Annotated in this window: 21 protein-coding genes; all 21 read right to left on the bottom strand. The window is 65.1% G+C overall.

The window, feature by feature from the left end; translation table 11 throughout:
- Window positions 1-118: 118 nt before the first annotated feature.
- Window positions 119-448, bottom strand: coding sequence for a GIY-YIG nuclease family protein (locus tag NV401_RS03080; RefSeq protein WP_261292900.1), 330 nt, complete (start codon window positions 446-448; stop codon window positions 119-121).
- 148 nt (window positions 449-596) lie between these two features.
- Window positions 597-875, bottom strand: a complete 279-nt coding sequence (locus tag NV401_RS03075; RefSeq protein WP_261292899.1) for a DUF1467 family protein — start codon at window positions 873-875, stop codon at window positions 597-599.
- Between the two features lie 10 nt (window positions 876-885).
- On the bottom strand, window positions 886-2,571 hold the full coding sequence (locus tag NV401_RS03070) for a ribonuclease J (RefSeq protein WP_261292898.1): 1,686 nt from the start codon (window positions 2,569-2,571) through the stop codon (window positions 886-888).
- 72 nt (window positions 2,572-2,643) lie between these two features.
- Window positions 2,644-3,426, bottom strand: coding sequence for a type III pantothenate kinase (locus NV401_RS03065; RefSeq protein WP_261292897.1), 783 nt, complete (start codon window positions 3,424-3,426; stop codon window positions 2,644-2,646).
- A 9-nt stretch (window positions 3,427-3,435) separates the two neighbouring features.
- Window positions 3,436-4,179, bottom strand: a complete 744-nt coding sequence (locus tag NV401_RS03060) for a biotin--[acetyl-CoA-carboxylase] ligase (protein ID WP_261292896.1) — start codon at window positions 4,177-4,179, stop codon at window positions 3,436-3,438.
- A 5-nt stretch (window positions 4,180-4,184) separates the two neighbouring features.
- A complete protein-coding gene (nuoN, locus tag NV401_RS03055; RefSeq protein ID WP_261292895.1) occupies window positions 4,185-5,633 on the bottom strand; it encodes an NADH-quinone oxidoreductase subunit NuoN in 1,449 nt (482 codons plus the stop codon).
- Window positions 5,630-7,156 carry an NADH-quinone oxidoreductase subunit M gene (locus tag NV401_RS03050; protein WP_261292894.1) on the bottom strand — a complete coding sequence of 509 codons (1,527 nt, stop codon included), beginning with the start codon at window positions 7,154-7,156 and terminating at the stop codon, window positions 5,630-5,632. Before NV401_RS03050 ends, nuoN begins: the two co-directional genes overlap by 4 nt.
- Complete coding sequence (gene nuoL, locus NV401_RS03045) at window positions 7,153-9,279, bottom strand: NADH-quinone oxidoreductase subunit L (RefSeq protein WP_261292893.1); 2,127 nt, start codon at window positions 9,277-9,279, stop codon at window positions 7,153-7,155. The genes NV401_RS03050 and nuoL overlap by 4 nt, the downstream gene beginning before the upstream one ends.
- A 4-nt stretch (window positions 9,280-9,283) precedes the next feature.
- Entirely contained in the window at window positions 9,284-9,589 is a 306-nt protein-coding gene (nuoK, locus tag NV401_RS03040; RefSeq protein WP_261292892.1) for an NADH-quinone oxidoreductase subunit NuoK, read from the bottom strand.
- A complete protein-coding gene (locus NV401_RS03035; RefSeq protein WP_261292891.1) occupies window positions 9,586-10,197 on the bottom strand; it encodes an NADH-quinone oxidoreductase subunit J in 612 nt (203 codons plus the stop codon). Before NV401_RS03035 ends, nuoK begins: the two co-directional genes overlap by 4 nt.
- A gap of 33 nt (window positions 10,198-10,230) precedes the next feature.
- A complete protein-coding gene (nuoI, locus tag NV401_RS03030; protein ID WP_261292890.1) occupies window positions 10,231-10,716 on the bottom strand; it encodes an NADH-quinone oxidoreductase subunit NuoI in 486 nt (161 codons plus the stop codon).
- Window positions 10,713-11,891: an NADH-quinone oxidoreductase subunit NuoH gene (nuoH, locus tag NV401_RS03025; protein WP_261292889.1), complete on the bottom strand. Its 1,179-nt coding sequence runs from the start codon at window positions 11,889-11,891 to the stop codon at window positions 10,713-10,715. The genes nuoI and nuoH overlap by 4 nt, the downstream gene beginning before the upstream one ends.
- On the bottom strand, window positions 11,888-13,891 hold the full coding sequence (gene nuoG, locus NV401_RS03020; RefSeq protein WP_261292888.1) for an NADH-quinone oxidoreductase subunit NuoG: 2,004 nt from the start codon (window positions 13,889-13,891) through the stop codon (window positions 11,888-11,890). Before nuoG ends, nuoH begins: the two co-directional genes overlap by 4 nt.
- The gene (nuoF, locus tag NV401_RS03015) at window positions 13,891-15,195 is read right to left on the bottom strand and encodes an NADH-quinone oxidoreductase subunit NuoF (RefSeq protein ID WP_261292887.1); all 1,305 of its coding nucleotides are present in this window, start codon (window positions 15,193-15,195) and stop codon (window positions 13,891-13,893) included. The genes nuoG and nuoF overlap by 1 nt, the downstream gene beginning before the upstream one ends.
- Window positions 15,196-15,360 carry a hypothetical protein gene (locus tag NV401_RS03010; protein WP_261292886.1) on the bottom strand — a complete coding sequence of 55 codons (165 nt, stop codon included), beginning with the start codon at window positions 15,358-15,360 and terminating at the stop codon, window positions 15,196-15,198. It lies immediately after the preceding gene.
- Window positions 15,357-16,025: a complex I 24 kDa subunit family protein gene (locus tag NV401_RS03005; protein ID WP_261292885.1), complete on the bottom strand. Its 669-nt coding sequence runs from the start codon at window positions 16,023-16,025 to the stop codon at window positions 15,357-15,359. The genes NV401_RS03010 and NV401_RS03005 overlap by 4 nt, the downstream gene beginning before the upstream one ends.
- Window positions 16,025-16,252 carry a hypothetical protein gene (locus NV401_RS03000; RefSeq protein WP_261292884.1) on the bottom strand — a complete coding sequence of 76 codons (228 nt, stop codon included), beginning with the start codon at window positions 16,250-16,252 and terminating at the stop codon, window positions 16,025-16,027. Before NV401_RS03000 ends, NV401_RS03005 begins: the two co-directional genes overlap by 1 nt.
- The gene (locus tag NV401_RS02995) at window positions 16,249-17,463 is read right to left on the bottom strand and encodes an NADH-quinone oxidoreductase subunit D (protein ID WP_380817277.1); all 1,215 of its coding nucleotides are present in this window, start codon (window positions 17,461-17,463) and stop codon (window positions 16,249-16,251) included. The genes NV401_RS03000 and NV401_RS02995 overlap by 4 nt, the downstream gene beginning before the upstream one ends.
- Window positions 17,464-17,480: 17 nt before the next feature.
- A complete protein-coding gene (locus NV401_RS02990; protein WP_261292882.1) occupies window positions 17,481-18,308 on the bottom strand; it encodes an NADH-quinone oxidoreductase subunit C in 828 nt (275 codons plus the stop codon).
- On the bottom strand, window positions 18,305-18,859 hold the full coding sequence (locus tag NV401_RS02985; protein WP_261292881.1) for a NuoB/complex I 20 kDa subunit family protein: 555 nt from the start codon (window positions 18,857-18,859) through the stop codon (window positions 18,305-18,307). Before NV401_RS02985 ends, NV401_RS02990 begins: the two co-directional genes overlap by 4 nt.
- Window positions 18,850-19,224: an NADH-quinone oxidoreductase subunit A gene (gene ndhC, locus NV401_RS02980; protein ID WP_261292880.1), complete on the bottom strand. Its 375-nt coding sequence runs from the start codon at window positions 19,222-19,224 to the stop codon at window positions 18,850-18,852. Before ndhC ends, NV401_RS02985 begins: the two co-directional genes overlap by 10 nt.
- Between the last annotated feature and the right edge of the window lie 184 nt (window positions 19,225-19,408).

Genomic DNA, 19,408 nt, shown 5'->3' with positions numbered 1-19,408 from the left:
AGAAGCGACGACTGGCGGGGCATCGCATTCGCCGTACCGGGGGTTTGTGGCGCGATGGATCCTGAATCAAGTTCAGGATGACGGCAGCTATCTTATCCTTCCGTCATCCTGACGAACGTCAGGATCCATCGTGCCGCGGGGTTGGGCCGAGCGGCTCGAGTCCCAAGCCCACCGCTAGATCCACCCAGCGTGGATTATCCCCCTCGATCAGCGCAATCTTCCAGTCGCGCCGCCACGCCTTCAGCTGCTTTTCGCGCGCGATGGCGGAGGGCATGTCGGCATGGAATTCGTACCATACGAGCCTGCCCACGCCGTAACGCGCGGAGAAACCGGGCATGCTGTTGGTTCGATGCTGGTACAGCCGCGCAAGCAGATGCGCGGTGACGCCGATGTACAGCGTCCCGTTATACTGACTTGCCAGGATATAGACGCATGGCTGCTTGGCCATCGCATGCCCCCCACCGGGGAGACTGCGGCGCGATGGATCCTGAATCAAGTTCAGGATGACGGCAGTGTTTTTTTCCTGCCGTCATCCTGACGAAAGTCAGGATCCATCAAGCCGCATGCACAATCCAAGCGGCCGACGCTGGCGCCGCCTATTCCAGCCCGGCCAGCGCGCCGAACAGATCGAGGTCCTTCGCCACCACCCAGCCGTTCACGTAATTGAGCAGGAACAGCGTAAACAACACGGTCGCGACGATCGTCACCCTCAGCGCGACCTTGCCCAGCGCGAACGTGTGCGGCGCGCTTTCCGCCTGCCCCGGCACGCGCGCGACGCCGGCCTCGTCCGACGTGCGTACCCCGAAGGGCAGCACGAAGAACACCGAGAACGCCCAGAACAGGACGTAGATCGCCAGGGCCGAGGTCCACCGCATGGCTGAGGTCTTACGCCTCGATCAGCAGCACGTCGACGATCGGCTTCTTGCCGGTCCAGCGCGTCGCCACCTTGCGCACTGCAAGCCGCAGGGCTTCCCGCAGCTTGGCGCGGTCACGCCCGCCCTGGCGGGTCGCCTGGACCAGCGCATCGGCGACTTCGGCGACGAACGGATCGCGATCCTCCTCAACCGGAATGCCCTGCAGGCGGACCTGCGGCTGGCCGAGCATGCGACCGCCCTTGTCGATCGCCACCGCGACCGAAATCTGGCCGTTGACCGCAAGCTTGCGGCGCTCGTTGATCGTCCCGCCGTCGCCCGGCAGGATCACGTCGCCGTCGAGCACGAGGCGGCCGTGATGCGCATGGCCGATCTTGGTCGGCTCGCCCGGGGCGAGGCGCACGATATCGCCATTGGTCTGCACCAGCGCGCGTTCGACGCCCTCGGACAGCGCGAAGCGCGCCTGCTCCATCAGGTGACGCATTTCGCCGTGCACCGGGATCAGCACCTCGGGGCGCATCCAGCGATACATCTGCGCCAGTTCCGGACGGCCCGGATGGCCCGACACATGGACCAGCGCCTGACGATCATTGACCATCATCACGCCCTTGGCCGCCAGCTTGTTCTGAATGAGGCCGATGGCGACTTCGTTGCCCGGGATCTGCTTCGAGGAGAAGATCACGGTATCGCCGGCATCGAGCGAGATCGGGTGCGACCCTGCGGCGACGCGGCCGAGCGCGGCGCGCTCCTCGCCCTGCCCGCCGGTCGCGATCACCAGCACCTTGTTGCGCGGCAGCCGCATCGCCGCCTCGGGCGAGATCAGCTCGGGGAAATCCTTGAGATAGCCCGTCGCCCGCGCGACCTTGATGATGCGATCGAGCGAGCGGCCGGCGACGCACAATTGCCGCCCGGTCTCGCGTGCCACTTCGCCCAGCGTGTGCAGGCGCGAGGCATTGGATGCGAACGACGTGACCATCACGCGACCCGGCGCCTTGGCGACCTGCTCCATCAGCCCGGCACGCACGTCGCGCTCCGAGCCCGAGGCCTCCATGTTGAACACGTTGGTCGAATCGCAGACCAGCGCCAGGATACCGGCATCGCCGATCGCCGACAGCTGCTCGCCGGTCGCCGGGCTGCCGATCACGGGCGTGGCATCCAGCTTCCAATCGCCGGTGTGGAAGATATTGCCGTACGGCGTGTCGATCAGCAGCGCGCTCGATTCCGGGATCGAGTGCGACATCGGCACGAAGGTGAAGTGGAACGGCCCGAGGTCGAAGCCTTCGCCGACCTGGATCGTCTTCAGCTTGACGCGCGAGGCGTTGCCTTCTTCCTCCAGCTTGCCGCGGATCAGGCCGGCGGTGAACGGCGTGGCGAACAGCGGCACGCCGAGATCCTCGGCGAGATACGGCAGCGCGCCGATATGATCCTCATGGCCGTGCGTCAGCACGATGCCGACGAGATCGCCCAGGCGTTCCTCGATGAAAGCGAGATCGGGCAGGATCAGATCGATGCCGGGATATTGCGGATCGGCGAAGGTCACGCCGCAATCAACCATCACCCATTTGCCGTTACAGCCATAGAGGTTGACGTTCATGCCGATCTCGCCGGAGCCGCCCAGGGCTACATAGAGAAGTTCGTTCTTTAAATTGGTCACGTAGGTCTTTCTTGAAACAGCCGCTCGCCCTCGGGCGGGCGACATAGGAGTGCGCCGTCAGGCGCGAATGATCTGGTTGAGGAAAGGGGCGCCGCCATGAAGGCGCGCACTCGACGCTCAGCCCGCTATATGGGCGCGATCGTACAACATCGCCAGCCCCTGAATGGTCAGGTCGGCCTCGATCACGTCGAACACCCGCGTCTGCTTCTCGAACAGGGTGGCGAGACCGCCCGTGGCGATCACCTTGACCGGCCGCCCGACCTCCGCCTTCATCCGCGCGACCAGCCCCTCGATCATCGCGACATAGCCCCAATAGATGCCGATATGCATCTGGCTGACCGTGTCGCGCCCGATCACGCTGGTGCTGGCCGGTGCTTCGATCGCGATCCGCGGCAGCTTGGCGGCGGCGGTGACCAGCGCGTCGAGCGACAGGTTGATGCCCGGCGCAATGATCCCGCCCTTATAGGCGCCCGAATAGTCGACCAGGTCGAACGTCGTCGCGGTGCCGAAATCGATCACGATCAGGTCGCCGGGGTGCAGCGCATGCGCCGCGATCATCGTCACCGCGCGATCCGCGCCGACCGATTTGGGTTCGTCGACATCGAGCGCCATGCCCCATGCGACCGGCGGCTCGCCCGCGATCAGCGGCTCGCCGCCGAAATATTTGCGCGCCAGCACCTGCAGATTGTGCAGCGCGCGCGGCACGACGGTGGCGATGATCACCCCGCTGACCACCGCGCGGTCATAGCCTTCCAGGCTCAGCAGCTGGCTCAGCCACACCGCATATTCGTCCGCCGTCCGCCTGGGATCGGTGGCGATCCGCCAGCGCGCCTTGATCGCGCCGCGCTCGACAAGCGCGAACACGACATTGGTATTGCCGGCATCGATGGCGAGCAGCATGGCGACCCTTCAGATCAGGAACACGTCGGCGGCGTGAATGACACGGCTGTCGCCGTCCGCCAAGCGCAGGATGAGCGCACCGTCGGCGTCGAGCCCGTGGAACAGCCCGTCGATCGCGCTGCCATCGGGCAGCCGCGCGGTCAGCGCGGCGCCGATCGGATGCGCCCGCTCGAGCCAGCGCGCCCGCACCGGCGCCAGCCCCGCGCTGCGCCAGCGCGCCACCCAGCGCGCGAACGCGTCGGCCAGCGTCTCGAGAAACTCCGCGGGATCGGGCGTCACGCCATGCGCGGCAAGGCTGGTCGTCGGGCGTTCGAGATCGTCGGGGTGGGCGGCGAGATTGACGCCGATGCCGATCACCACCGCATCGCCGGCGCGCTCGAGCAGGATGCCCGACACCTTGGCACCGTCGACCAGCAGATCGTTGGGCCATTTGAGCGCCACATCCCCATGAGCACCACCCCGGCGTTCGCCGGGGTGGTACCGTAGGTAAAAACCCACCGCTTCCTCCAGCGCCACCGCCGCGACCAGCGCCAGCGTCGCGGCCTGCGGATCCGTCGCCCGCAGGCGGACCAGCGTCGACGCCGACAGATTGCCGGCCGGGGCGACCCACACCCTGCCCTGCCGCCCGCGTCCGCTCACCTGACGCTCGGCGCGCAGCCAGAGCCCTTCGGCGGCGCCGCTCTGCGCCAGGCCCAGCATGTCGGCGTTGGTCGACCCCGTCTCCGCGACCGTACGGATGACGGGCCGGCTCACCGTATTCAGAACAGCGAGTGCGCCGCGCTCAGCGTCAGCACGCCGAGCGGCGCGAGCAGCACCCAGCCGATCGGCGAGACGAACACCGCCGCGGCGGCAATCAGCCCGCCCTCGGCGACGCTGCCGTCCTTGTGGAACTCGGGCGCCGGATCGTCGAAATACATCACCTTGACGATGCGCAGGTAATAATAGGCGCCGATCACCGAGGCGACGAAGCCCGCCACCGCGAGCGGATAGAGGCCCGCGCCGACCGCGGCGTTGAACACCGCCAGCTTGGCGTTGAAGCCGAGCAGTGGCGGAATGCCGGCCAGCGAGAACATGAAGATGGCCAGCGCCAGCGCCAGCGCCGGTCGCGTCTGCGACAGGCCGGACAGGCTGGCGATCGTCTCGACCGGCTGGCCCGCCGCATCGCGCATCTGCAGCACGACAAGGAAGCTGCCCAGCGTCATCACGACATAGACGGTGAGGTAGAACAGCACCGCGGCAATCCCGGCCTCGGTGCCGGCGGCCAGGCCGACGAGCACGAAGCCGACATTGTTGATCGACGAATAGGCCAGCAGCCGCTTGATATTGCTCTGCCCGATCGCCGCGACCGCGCCGAGGATGATCGATGCCAGCGCGGCGAAGATCACGATCTGCCGCCACTGGTCGGTGGCAGGGCCCATCGCCTCGATCGCGACCCGCACCGCCATCGCCATCGCCGCCACCTTGGGCGCGCTGGCGAAGAACGCCGTCACCGGCGTCGGCGCGCCTTCATACACGTCCGGCGTCCACATGTGGAACGGCACGGCAGCGATCTTGAAGGCGATCCCGGCGAAGATGAACACCAGCCCGAAGGTCAGGCCGAGCGACTGGCCGGTCGCGCTATACGCGGTGGCGATCTGATCGAATACGGTCGAGCCGCTGAAGCCATAGACCAGCGAGATGCCGTACAGCAGGATGCCGCTGGCCAGCGCGCCGAGCACGAAATATTTGAGCCCCGCTTCGGCCGAGCGCGTGTCCTGCCGCATGAAGCTCGCCAGCACATAGGCGGCCAGGCTCTGCAGCTCGAGCCCGACATACAGCGTCAGCAGATCGCTGGCCGAGGCCATCATGCCCATGCCGGCCGCCGAAAGCAGGATCAGCACCGGATATTCCGGGCGCAGATCGTCGCCGGCGGTGCGCGTGAAGAACCGCGGCGCCAGAATGATCGCGACGGCGCTGGCGCCATAGATCAGCACCTTGCAGAAGGCGGCGAACGCATCCGCGCGGTACAGGCCGCCGAACGCCTCGCCACCGCTCGACGCCGGGCCGATCAGCGCGATCCCCGCGCCGATCAGCACGGCGACGCTCACCCAGGAAACGGCGCGCGTGACGGCCTGACCGCCCCAGGCGGAGACCAGCATCAGGGCCAGCGCGCCGACCGCCAGAACGATCTCCGGCAGCGTCATCAACAGATTGGCGGAAGTGCTCATTCGTGGCCCCCGGCATGCGCGGCCGAAGCGGCCGGTGCCTTGCCTATAGTCGGTTGGGAATCGCTTGCCGGCGCGGCGCGGGCGACACGCGCGACCAGGGTCGCCACGTCACCGCGCATCGGCGCCATGAAGCTTTCCGGATACACGCCCATCCACATCACCACCGCCGCGATCGGCGCCAGCAACGCGAATTCGCGCAGAGAGATATCGGGCATCGCGCGGACATCGTCTTTGATCAACTCGCCGAACACGACGCGCCGATACAGATACAGCATGTATGCCGCGCCCAGGATGATGCTCGTCGTGCACAGCAACGCCGCCCAGGTCGAGACCTGATACACGCCCATTAGCGCAAGGAATTCGGCGACGAAGCCGCTGGTCCCCGGCAGGCCGATCGAGGCCATGGTGAACAGCAGGAAGAACAGCGCATAACGCGGCATGTTGATCGCCAGGCCGCCGTAACGGTCGATCTCGCGCGTGTGCAGGCGATCATAGATCACGCCGACGCACAGGAACAACGCACCCGATACCAGGCCGTGGCTCAGCATCATCATCATCGCGCCTTCGATGCCCTGCTGGTTGAACGCGAACAGGCCGATCGTCACGATCGCCATATGCGCGACCGAGGAATAGGCAATCAGCTTCTTCATGTCCGACTGCACCAGGGCGACCAGCGAGGTGTAGATCACCGCCACTGCCGACAGGCCGAGGATCAGCCAGGTCAGCTCGCCGCTCGCTTCCGGGAACATCGGCAGCGAGAAACGCAGGAAGCCGTAGCCGCCGAGCTTGAGCAGCACGCCGGCCAGGATCACCGAACCGGCGGTCGGCGCCTGGACGTGCGCGTCGGGCAGCCAGGTGTGCACCGGCCACATCGGCATCTTCACCGCGAACGAGGCGAAGAAGGCGAGCCACAGCCAGGTCTGCGCCTGAACCGGGAAATCGGTGTTCATCAGCGTCGGGATGTCGCTGGTGCCGGCTTCGTGCACCATCCACAGCATCGCCACGAGCATCAGCACCGAGCCGAGCAGCGTGTAGAGAAAGAACTTATACGAGGCATAGATGCGGTTCACGCCGCCCCAGATGCCGATGATCAGGTACATCGGGATCAGGCCGGCTTCGAAGAACATGTAGAACAGGAACAGGTCCTGCGCGGCAAACGTACCGATCATCAGCGTCTCGGTGACGAGGAACGCCGCCATATATTCCGGTACGCGCTTGGTGATCGATTGGCTGGCGCCGATGCAGATCGGCATCAGGAACACGCTGAGCATGATCAGCATCAGCGCGATGCCGTCGATGCCGAGCTTCCAGCCGAACACACCGAGCGAGCCGGCATCCTCGACGAACTGCCACTGCGCACCGCCGACGTCGAACTGTGCCCACATACCGATGCCGAGCAGCAGATCGATCAGCGTCGCGGCCAGCGCCAGCCATCGCGCGCCGCTCGCGCTCAGGAACAGGCAGCCGACAGCGGCAATCGCCGGGATTGCCAGCATGACGGACAGGATCGGAAAGCCGCTCACTTCGAAATCGCCCAGGTAATCGCGGCGGTCAGGCCGATCAGCATGACGAACGCATAGCTATAAAGGTATCCTGTCTGGACCCGCGCGGTGAGGCGCGTGCCCTGCTGCACCAGCCAGGCCGAGCCGTTGGGCCCGAACCGGTCGATCGTCTTCTCGTCGCCGCGATGCCAGAAGAACCGGCCAATCGCGAAGGCGGGGCGAACGAACAGCAGATTATACAGCTCGTCGAAATACCATTTGTGCAGCAGGAAATCGTAGATCACGCTGAACTGCGTCGCCACCGTCTTGGGGAAGCCTGGATTGCGGATATAGGCCATCCAGGCGGTCCACAGGCCGAGCAGCATCGCGATCGTCGCCGACAGCTTGATGAACGTCGGTACGCCATGCATTTCGTGCATCAGATGCTCACGGAAGGCGATCGCCCCCTTCCAGTAACGCTCACCCGCCTCCGGCTCGATGAAGAAGCCGTGGAACGCGAAGCCGGCGGCGATCGCGCCGATCGACAGCACGATCAGCGGGATCAGCATCGGCAGCGGGCTTTCGTGCGGGTGATAGCCGCCCGTCCCTTCCGGCAGCGCATGCGCGTCGGTCGCGTGAACGCTCGGCGCGTGGCCGGCATCTTCCGCTGCCGGATGCGCGTCGTGATGCGCATCGTGCGCCGCGTCATGATGATCGTCATGGCCATGGCCGTGCGCGTCATGAATGGCGTGCTGGATATGCTCCGACTGCGCCCAGCGCGGGGCGCCGTAGAAGGTCAGGAACATCAGCCGCCAGGAATAGAAGCTGGTCAGCAGCGCAACGAGCACGCCGACGAACCACACGCCCGGCTGGCCGGCAGCCCAGGCCGCCTCGATAATCCCGTCCTTCGAATGGAAGCCAGCAAAGCCGATCGCCAGTTCGTTGCCGAACACCGCGGGAAGCCCCACGCCGGTAATCGCCAGCGTGCCCATCATCATCGCCCAGAAAGTGACGGGGATGCTTTTGCGCAGGCCGCCATAGAAGCGCATGTCCTGCTCGTGATGCATCGCGTGGATCACCGATCCGGCGCCGAGGAACAGCAATGCCTTGAAGAAGGCGTGCGTGAACAGGTGGAACATCGCCGCGCCGTACGCGCCGATGCCGGCGGCGAAGAACATGTAGCCGAGCTGCGAGCAGGTCGAATAGGCGATCACGCGCTTGATGTCGGTCTGCACCAGGCCGACCGTGGCGGCGAACAGGCACGTCGCCGCGCCGATCGTCGTCACCACGCCGAGCGCCACCGGGGACGTCTCGAACATCGGCGACAGGCGGCAGACCATGAACACGCCGGCGGTGACCATCGTCGCAGCGTGGATCAGCGCCGACACCGGGGTCGGGCCTTCCATCGCGTCGGGCAGCCAAGTGTGCAGGCCAAGCTGCGCCGACTTGCCCATCGCGCCGACGAACAGCAGCAGGCAGAGCACGGTCATCGTATCAAGCCGGTAGCCGAGGAAACCGATCGTCGAACCCGCCATGCCCGGCGCGGCGGCGAGGATCTCAGGGATCGAGACCGTGCCGAACACCAGGAACGTGCCGAAGATGCCGAGCATGAAGCCGAGATCGCCGACGCGGTTGACGACGAACGCCTTGATCGCGGCGGCATTGGCCGATGGCTTGCGGAACCAGAAGCCGATCAGCAGGTACGAGGCGAGCCCCACCCCTTCCCAGCCGAAGAACATCTGGACGAGGTTGTTGGCGGTCACCAGCATCAGCATCGCGAAGGTGAACAGCGAGAGATAGGCGAAGAAGCGCGGCTGGCTTTCGTCCTCCGCCATATAGCCCCAGCTATACAGGTGGACGAGCGCCGAGACGGACGTGATCACGACCAGCATCACCGCGGTCAGCGAATCCACCCTGAGCGCCCAGGACACGTCCAGCGAACCGGAGTGAATGAAGTGCAGCACCTGCACCACCATCTCAGTCGGTCGCGAGTCCCCCGGCCCCATGGGGGTCAAGAAGTAAACAAACACGATCCAGCTCAGCGCCGCCGAGGCGAACAATGCCGCCGTGGTGACAATCTTCGCCGGGCCGTTGCCGATCGCGCGATTGCCGAAGCCGGCAACGATGGCCGCGAGCAGAGGCAGGAATACGATAAGGAGGATCACCAAATCACCCCTTCATCCGGTTGACGTCGTCGACCGAGATCGTGCCGCGTCCGCGGAAATAGATCACCAGAATGGCCAGCCCGATGGCGGCCTCGCCTGCCGCGACGGTCAGCACGAACATCGCGAACACCTGCCCGACCAGGTCGTTCAGATAGCTCGAAAAGGCCACGAAGTTCAGGTTCACGGCCAGCAGGATCAGCTCGATCGCCATCAGCATGACGATCAGGTTCTTGCGGTTGGCGATGATGCCCACCACGCCCAGCGCGAACAGGATCGCCGCGACGACCAGATAATGCGTCAGCCCAATCACAAGTCGATCCCCTGCCCGACCACGGGCTGCGTGTTGCGCGTCGCGTCCTGCGGCCGCCGTGCGATCTGCCGCGCGACATTCTGCCCGCGCACACCGCCGCGTTCGCGGTGCGTCAGCACGATCGCGCCGATCATGGCGACGAGCAGCACCAGCCCGGCGCCTTCGAATACGAACAGATAGCGCGTGTAGAGCAGCTGCCCGATCGCCGCGATGTTGGACACGCCCGGATCGATCGGCGCCGCGCGGCGCGCAAGTTGGATCCCGCCAGCGCTCCACGCGCCGAACGCGATCATCACTTCCGCTGCCAGCGCGATCGCCAGCGCCAGGCCGATCGCGGCATAGCGCGCAAAGCCCGCGCGCAGCTCGGCGAAGTCGACGTTGAGCATCATCACGACAAACAGAAACAACACCGCCACCGCGCCGACATAGACGATCACGAGCAGCATCGCGATGAACTCGGCGCCGACCAGCACCATCAGCCCCGCGGCGTTGAAGAAGGCCAGGATCAGCCACAGCACGGCATGCACCGGGTTGCGCGACGTGATCGTCAACGCACCCGATACGATCACCATGATCGCGAACAGGTAAAAGGCTATGGCTTGGATCACGGAATCAGGGTGCCCCTAGAAGTTGTCGCGCGCTTAACGGTACGGTGCATCGGCGGCAAGGTTTGCCGCGATTGCGCTTTCCCAGCGATCGCCATTGGCGAGCAGCTTGGCCTTGTCGTAGATCAGTTCTTCGCGCGTTTCCGTCGCATATTCGAAGTTCGGTCCCTCGACCACGGCATCCACCGGGCAGGCTTCCTGACACAGGCCACAGAAGATGCACTTGGTCATGTCGATATCGTAGCGCGTCGTGCGGCGGCTGCCGTCGTCGCGCGGCTCGGCCTCGATCGTGATCGCCTGCGCCGGGCACACCGCCTCGCACAATTTGCACGCGATGCAGCGCTCTTCACCATTGGGATAGCGCCGCAACACATGCTCGCCGCGGAAGCGGGGCGAGATCGGATTCTTCTCGAAGGGATAGTTGATCGTTGCCTTCGCCTTGAAGAAGTACCGCAAGGTCAGCGCATGCGCCTTGACGAACTCCCACAGCGTGAACGCCTTGATATACTGAGCGACGCTCACGGGCGCTTCTCCGAAAGGACCTTGTCACGGCACACGCCGTCGGTCGGGTAAACAGGACGCTGCGCCTGATACAGCGCGGTCGCGGTGCCGTATTGCTTCAGGTAGACACGCTCGGACGCATCGCATTCGGTGCCGACGCGGGTCAGCATCAGGAAGCCCGAAACCAGGAACACCCAGAACAAAGACACCGGCAGGAACACCTTCCAGCCCAGCCGCATCAGCTGATCGTAACGATAGCGCGGCACGGTCGCCTTCACCCAGCTGAACAGGAAGAAGAAGAACAGCATCTTGGCGAACAGCCAGATGATCCCCGGCACGAGATACAGCGGCGCCCAGTCGAACGGCGGAAGATACCCGCCCCAGAACAGGATCGCGTTCAGCGCGCACATCAGGATGACGTTGGCGTACTCGCCGAGCCAGAACAAAGCGAACGACATCGACGAATATTCGGTCTGGTAGCCGGCGACGAGCTCGCTCTCCGCCTCGGTCAGATCGAACGGCGCGCGCTGCGTCTCGGCCAGCGACGAGATGAAGAACATGATCGCCATCGGGAACAGCAGCGGATTGAAGATGAAGCCGTTGACCGGCAGCCACGGATAGATCGCGCGCTGCGCGTTGACGATGTCCGACAGGTTGAAGCTGCCGCTCCACAGCACGACCGAGATCAGGATGAAGCCGATCGCGACTTCGTAGCTGACCATCTGCGCCGCTGCGCGGATCGCCGAGAAGAACGGATATTTCGAGTTGGACGACCAGCCCGCCAGGATGATGCCGTACACGCCGAGCGACGAGGCGGCGAGCACGTACAATAGCCCGACATTGATGTCGGCCAGCACCACGCCGACACCGAACGGCACCACCGCCCAGACGATCAGCGCGACCGTGAAGGTGATGATCGGCGCGAGCAGGAACAGCCCCTTGTTCGCCGCGGTCGGCACGATGGTTTCCTGCAGGAACACCTTCAGCCCGTCGGCGAAGCTCTGCAGCAGGCCGAACGGCCCGACCACGTTGGGGCCGCGGCGCAGCGCCATCGCTGCCCAGATCTTGCGATCGGCATAGATGATCATGGCGACGGCGAGCATCAGCGGCAGCGCGATCACCAGGATGCCGATGATCGTCGAGAGGAACCAGGCCCAGCCGTAGTCCATGCCGTATGAAGTGAAGAAGGCGGTCATTCCGCGGCCTCCGCGAATTCCTGGCCATGGACCAGTTCAGCCGAACAGCGCTGCATGGTCGGGCTCGCCCGGCAGATCGCGTTGGTCAGGTAGAAGTCCTTGATCGGATAGCCGGCGATCGTGCCCTTCGCCGTCGCGTCGAGCGTCGGCGGGTTCCAGGCGAACGTTTTCAGCCCGAGGCTGCCGAGCTCCGGCACCGCCGCGCCCATGCCGGCGCGCAGTTCGTCGATCGTGTCGAACGGCAGCGTCTTGCCTAGCACGGCCGACAGCGCACGGAAGATCGTCCAGTCCTCACGCGCATCGCCCGGCGGGAACACCGCGCGCTCCCCGCGCTGGACACGCCCTTCGAGATTGACCCAGGTGCCGGATTTCTCGGCATAGCTGGCGCCCGGCAGGATCACGTCGGCATGCCGCGCACCGGCATCGCCGTGATGCCCGACATAGACTTTGAAGCTGTCAGCGAACGCGCCGTAATCCAGCTCGTCCGCGCCGAGGAAGAAAGCGAGTTTCGGCTTGGCCGCGGCAAGATCGGCGATCCCGCCCGGCTGCGCCCAGCCGAGCATCAGCCCGCCCATGCGCGATGCCGCCATGTGCACCACGTTGAAGCCGTTCCAGCCGTCGCGCACCAGGTTCAGCGAGCCGGCCAGCGCCAGCGCCGCGCCGTGGCCGCCCTTGAGCGCCGCGCCGCCGACGATCACCATCGGCGTGGCGGCGCCGTCGAACGCCTCGCGCACCGCCTGCGGCAGATCGCCGAGCAGCGCCAGATCGTCGCCGAGCCAGTCGACGCGGTAGGTCAGGTCCGTCTCCGGCCCGATCGCGAAGACCTTGGCCCCCTTCTTGATCGCCTTGCGCACCCGCGTGTTCACCAAAGGCGCTTCCCAGCGCAGATTGGTGCCGACCAGCAGGATCACATCGGCGTCTTCGGTGCCGGCGATCGTGGTGTTGAAATTGACCGCCGCCATCGAGGTGGCGTCATACGCCATCCCGGTCTGCCGCCCTTCGATCAGCGTCGAGCCCATTGCGGCGAGCAGCGTCTTGGCTGCAAACAGCGTCTCGCAATCGACCAGGTCGCCATGCACCGCAGCGACGCTGTCACCGGCATCGACCGCAGCGATCGCGCGGAATGCATCGTCCCAGCTCGCCTTCTGCAGCTTGCCGCCCACCCGCACATAGGGCGTGTCGAGCCGCCCGCGCACCAGGCCGTCAACCGCATGCCGCGTCTTGTCGCTGGCCCATTCCTCGTTGACGTCCTCGTTGATCACGGGGAGCGCGCGCAGCACCTGGCGACCGCGGCTGTCGAGCCGGATGTTGGTGCCGACCGCGTCCATCACGTCGATCGTCAGCGTCTTCTTGAGCTCCCACGGGCGCGCTTCGAACGCGTACGGCTTGCTCGTCAGCGCGCCGACCGGGCACAGATCGACGACGTTGCCGGACAATTCGCTGGTCACCGCGCCTTCGAGATAGGACGTGATCTGCATGTCCTCGCCGCGCCCGATCGCGCCGATCTCCTCGACGCCGGCGACTTCCTCCGCAAAACGGATGCAGCGCGTGCACTGGATGCACCGCGTCATCACCGTCTTGACGATCGGGCCCATATATTTCTCGGTGACCGCGCGCTTGTTCTCGTCATAGCGCGACTGGCCACGGCCGTAGGCGACCGACTGGTCCTGCAGATCGCATTCGCCGCCCTGGTCGCAGATCGGGCAATCCAGCGGATGGTTGATCAGCAGGAATTCCATCACGCCTTCGCGCGCATTCTTCACCATCGGCGAATTGGTGAACACTTCCTGATTGTCCGCCGCCGGCAGCGCGCACGACGCCTGCGGCTTGGGCGGTCCGGGCTTCACCTCGACCAGGCACATCCGGCAATTGCCGGCGATGCTGAGCCGCTCGTGATAGCAGAAACGCGGGATTTCCTTGCCGGCGATCTCGCACGCCTGCAGCACGGTGGCACCGGCAGGCACTTCGACCTCGACGCCGTCTACTTTGAGCTTGGGCATTATTCCGCCGCTTCCATCATCGGCGAGAGCCCGCCGCCATTCTTTTCCGTAATCCGCCGCTCCATCTCGGGGCGGAAATGCTTGATCAGCCCCTGGATCGGCCAGGCCGCGGCATCGCCGAGCGCACAGATCGTATGCCCTTCGACCTGCTTGGTGACCTGATACAGCGTGTCGATCTCGGAGATGTCGGCATCGCCGGTGCGCATCCGCTCCATCACGCGCCACATCCAGCCGGTGCCTTCGCGGCACGGCGTGCACTGGCCGCAGCTCTCATGCTTGTAAAAGTAGCTGAGCCGGCTGATCGCCCGGACGATGTCGGTCGACTTGTCCATCACGATCACCGCCGCGGTGCCGAGGCCCGAGCCCAATGCCTTGAGCCCGTCGAAATCCATCGGCGCGTCCATGATCTCCTTGGCCGGCACCAGCGGCACCGAGGAGCCACCTGGGATCACCGCAAGCAGATTGTCCCAGCCGCCGCGGATGCCGCCGCAATGCACTTCGATCAGCTCGCGGAACGAGATGCTCATCGCCTCCTCGATCACGCACGGCTTGTTCACATGGCCGCTGATCTGGAACAGCTTGGTGCCTTCGTTCTTCTCGCGCCCGAAGCTCGCGAACCATTCCGGCGAGCGGCGCAGGATCGTCGGCACCACCGCGATCGATTCGACATTGTTGACCGTCGTCGGGCAGCCATAGAGGCCCGCTCCCGCCGGGAATGGCGGCTTCAGCCGCGGCTGCCCCTTCTTGCCCTCGAGGCTCTCGAGCATCGCGGTCTCTTCGCCGCAAATGTACGCGCCGGCGCCGCGGTGCACGAACACGTCGAAATCATAGCCCGAGCCACAGGCGTTCTTGCCGATCAGCCCGGCGTCATATGCCTCGGCCACGGCCGCGAACAGCGTCTCGGCCTCGCGGATGTATTCGCCGCGGATGTAAATGTATGCCGCGCGCGCGCGCATCGCGAACCCGGCGATCAGCGCGCCTTCGATCAGCTTGTGCGGATCGTGGCGGATGATCTCGCGATCCTTGCAACTGCCCGGCTCGGATTCGTCGGCGTTGATGACCAGGAAGTTCGGCCGATCGGCCTTGGGCTCCTTGGGCATGAAGCTCCACTTCATGCCGGTCGGGAAGCCGGCGCCACCGCGCCCGCGCAAGCCCGATGCCTTCACCTTGTCGATGATGCCGTCCTGACCCAGCACCATCAGGTCCTTGGTCTTGTCCCAATCGCCACGCGCCATGGCCGCCTTCAGGTTCCACGGCTGGAACCCATAGACGTTGGTGAAGATACGATCTTTATCAGCGAGCATCTACTTGCCGCCTCCCAGGAGCTTCTGGCCACCGGCCAGCACGGCGATGACGATCGCCGCGCCGATCGCCAGGCCAAGCAGCTTGAAACTGATTTTCAGCACCCAGCCGAGCACGACGATCGCGCCGATGATCGCCAGGATGGTGATGAGCGTAATCTTGGTCACGCCCACTCCCCCCGATAGTCATGGTTCTCGTCGACCATCGCCTTCAAGGCCACCGGCCCGCCGGCCGGCTCGCTCGACTTGCGCCCGATCGTCGAACCCGGCGTCGGCACCTGTCCTGCGGCCAGCGCCTCGAGGATCACGGTGGTGCGATCGTAATCGAGATCCTCGAAATTGTCGTCGTTGATCTGCACCATCGGCGCATTGGCGCAGGTGCCGAGGCATTCGACTTCGGTCAGCGTGAACAGGCCGTCGGGCGTGGTCGCGCCCTTGATCAGCCCACGATTTTTGCACGCCGCCATCACGTCGTCGGAGCCGGCGAGCAGACACGGCGTCGTGCCGCACACCTGCACGTGATAGCGGCCGACCGGCGCCATGTTGAACATCGTGTAGAAGGTCGCGACCTCGTACACGCGCATGTACGGCACGCCGATGATGCGCGCGACGAACTCGATCACCGGCACCGGCAACCAGCCCTGCGTCTGCGTTTCGGCGCCAACTTGGCGCTGCGCCAGGTCGAGCAGCGGCAGCGACGCGGATTGCTCGCGCCCCTTGGGATAGCGGCCGAGAATCTCGTTCGCCTTCTTCTGGTTGTCGTCGGTCCACGCGAACGCGCCCCAGCGCGCGCGGGTCTCGGCTTCGTCGGGGATTTGAGGTGCTTCAGCCATTAACGTGCATCCGTAAGATCAAGGCGGCGCTCGAGCCGGGAGAGGCGCTCGTCAAACCGGTCCATGCGGGAATTGAGGCCGACGATGCTCGTCTGGACACTCACCAATCCTTCCTCAACCGCCATCATGCGAATCTTCAGGTCCTGAACATCGCCACGAATATCCTGCAGCACCTGGTCCATGCGCCGCAGGCGCTCCAGGATCAGGTTGCCGACCTCGTCCGTCACCGGTCGCACTCCCCGAACACGATATCCATCGCGCCCAGCACGGCCGTCGCATCCGCCAGCATGTGGCCCTTCAGCATGAAGTCCATCGCCTGCAAATGGCTGAACGCGGTCGGGCGGATCTTGCAGCGGTACGGCTTGTTCGAGCCGTCGGCGACGAGATACACGCCGAACTCGCCCTTGGGGCTCTCGGTCGCGACATAGACATCGCCCGCGGGCACGTGGAAGCCCTCGGTGTACAGCTTGAAGTGATGGATCAGCGCTTCCATCGAACGCTTCATCTCGCCGCGCTTGGGCGGCACGACCTTGCGATCGAGGCTCGAGATCGGGCCGTCGGGCATGTCGTTGAGGCACTGCTTCATGATCCGCGCCGACTGCTTCACTTCCTCGACGCGCACCATGAACCGGTCATAGCAGTCGCCCCGCGTGCCGACCGGCACGTCGAAATTGACCCGGGCATAGGCGTCATAAGGCTGCGACTTGCGCAGATCCCAGGCAAGGCCCGAACCGCGGATCATCGGCCCCGAAAAGCCCCACTTGATCGCGTCGTCGCGGCTGACCACGCCGATATCCACGTTGCGCTGCTTGAAGATGCGGTTGTCGGCGACAAGGCTGATCGCATCGTCGAACAGCCGCGGCAGGCGCGTGTCGAGCCAGTCGCCGATATCGGCGAGCAGCTTCAACGGCACGTCCTGGTGCACGCCGCCGGGCCGGAAATAGGCCGCATGCATGCGCGCACCGCTGGCGCGTTCGTAGAAGCCCATCGTGTCTTCGCGCAGCTCGAACAGCCACAGGTTCGGCGTCATCGCGCCGACGTCCATCACATGCGACCCGAGGTTCAGCATATGGTTCATGATCCGCGTCAGCTCGGCGAAGAACACGCGGAGATATTGCGCACGCAGCGGCACTTCGAGATCGAGCAATTTCTCGACTGCCAACACATAGGTATGCTCCATGCACATCGGCGAGCAGTAATCGAGCCGATCGAAATAGGGCAGCGCCTGCATATAGGTCTTGTATTCGATCAGCTTCTCGGTGCCGCGATGCAGCAGCCCGACATGCGGATCGACGCGCTCGACGATCTCGCCGTCCAGCTCCATCACCAGCCGCAACACGCCGTGCGCGGCAGGATGCTGCGGGCCGAAGTTGATCGTGTAGTTCTGGATTTCCACGTCGCCCACGGTGGGGTCGGCGGCATCGCGCTCGCCGAGCACGGCTTCGAGATGATCGCTCACTGGTTCTGTCCCTTGCCGGGCGTCGGGTTGACGTCTGGGTCGGCGGGCTTCGGCCCTTCATCGGGTCCCGCCTTGCCGGCGCCGGTCTGCGCCGGCGTATCGGTCGTCTTCGGATCGCCCGCGGGTCCCTTCGCCTCGCTCTTGGCCGCGTCTGCCTTGACGATCTCGTCCGCCTTCAGCGGAGTCGGTGCGCCCTTGGCTTCCGGCAAAGATGCCTTCTCGTCACCCGGCAGCGTATATTGGGCGCCTTCCCACGGCGATTCGAAATCGAACGTGCGGAAATCCTGCGCCAGCTTGACCGGCTCGTACACGACGCGCTTGGCCTCTTCCGAATAGCGTAGCTCGACGAACCCGGAGAGCGGGAAATCCTTGCGCTGCGGATGGCCGCGAAAGCCGTAATCGGTGAGGATGCGGCGCAGGTCGGGATTGCCCGAGAACAGCACGCCGTACATGTCGTACACTTCACGCTCGAGCCAGCCGGCGACCGGCCAGATGCCCGTCACCGACGGTACCGGCTTCTCTTCGTCGGTCTGCACGTGGACACGGATGCGATGGTTGCGCGTCAGGCTGAGCAGGCAATAGACCACTTCGAAGCGATCGGCGCGCTCGGGATAATCGACACCGGCGATTTCCATCAGCTGCTGATATTCGAGGCCGGGCGTGTCGCGCAGCGCGATCATCGTCGCGACCAGGCTGTCGCGATCGACCGTCAGCGCGACCTCGCCAACCGCGTCGAGCGACGACAGCAGGCTGCCGCCGAGCGCCACAGCGGCGGCGTCGATCACGCCATCATTGGCGGTGTACGCAGGTGCCGGCGCCCTCACCGTTCAATCGTCCCGATGCGGCGGATCTTCCGCTGCAGCTGCATGATGCCATACAGCAACGCTTCCGCGGTCGGCGGGCAGCCCGGCACGTAGATGTCGACCGGCACGATCCGGTCGCAGCCGCGCACGACGCTGTAGCTATAATGGTAATAGCCGCCGCCATTGGCGCAGCTGCCCATCGAGATGACGTATTTCGGCTCCGACATCTGGTCGTAGACCTTGCGTAGCGCCGGGGCCATCTTGTTGCACAACGTGCCGGCGACGATCATCACGTCCGACTGGCGCGGGCTGGCGCGCGGCGCAGCGCCGAAGCGCTCGAGATCGTAGCGCGGCATGTTGACGTGGATCATCTCGACCGCGCAGCACGCGAGCCCGAAGGTCATCCACCACAGCGAGCCGGTGCGGGCCCATTGGAACAGCTCCTCGGTGGAGGTGACCAGGAAGCCCTTGTCGTTGAGCTCGCCGTTGATGTCGTTGAGAAACGCGACGTCGGGCAACGTGCCGGTGCCGGCAGCGACGGGCGCCGTCGGATGCGTGAGTTCTACTCCCATTCGAGCGCTCCCTTCTTCCAGGCATAGACAAGGCCGAGCGCCAGTTCGGCAATGAAGATCATCATCGAGAACCACGCCGTCCAGCCGAGCGTGAACACGCTCACCGCCCAGGGATATAGGAACGCCGCCTCGAGATCGAAGATGATGAACAGGATCGCGACGAGATAGAAACGCACGTCGAACTGGCTGCGGCTGTCCTCGAACGCGGGGAAGCCGCATTCATATTCGGTGAGCTTTTCCGCCGTCGGCTGGTGGCTGCCGGTCGCGCGCGACACGATCATCGGCAGGAACACGAACACGCTGGACAGTATCAGGGCGACACCCAGGAACAGCAGAATCGGAAGGTATTGCGACAGGTCGACCAAGGCTATCTCGCATGTGCGAAGTGGAAGCTGGGGCTTTAGGCCGATGGCCCGGACCGGGCAAGGCTTGGGGGCATGAGAATGACTCGCAACTCTTATCCTCCCCGGCACGGGGAGGGGGACCGCCCGGCTACTTCAGCCGGGTGGTGGAGGGGGCGGGCCGGCAGCGCACCGGTAGCGTTGCTGG

It is taken from the genome of Sphingomonas hylomeconis, assembly GCF_025370105.1.
GTDB classification, from domain to species: Bacteria; Pseudomonadota; Alphaproteobacteria; order Sphingomonadales; family Sphingomonadaceae; genus Sphingomonas; species Sphingomonas hylomeconis.
This window is presented reverse-complemented; position numbering and strand designations above follow the sequence as displayed.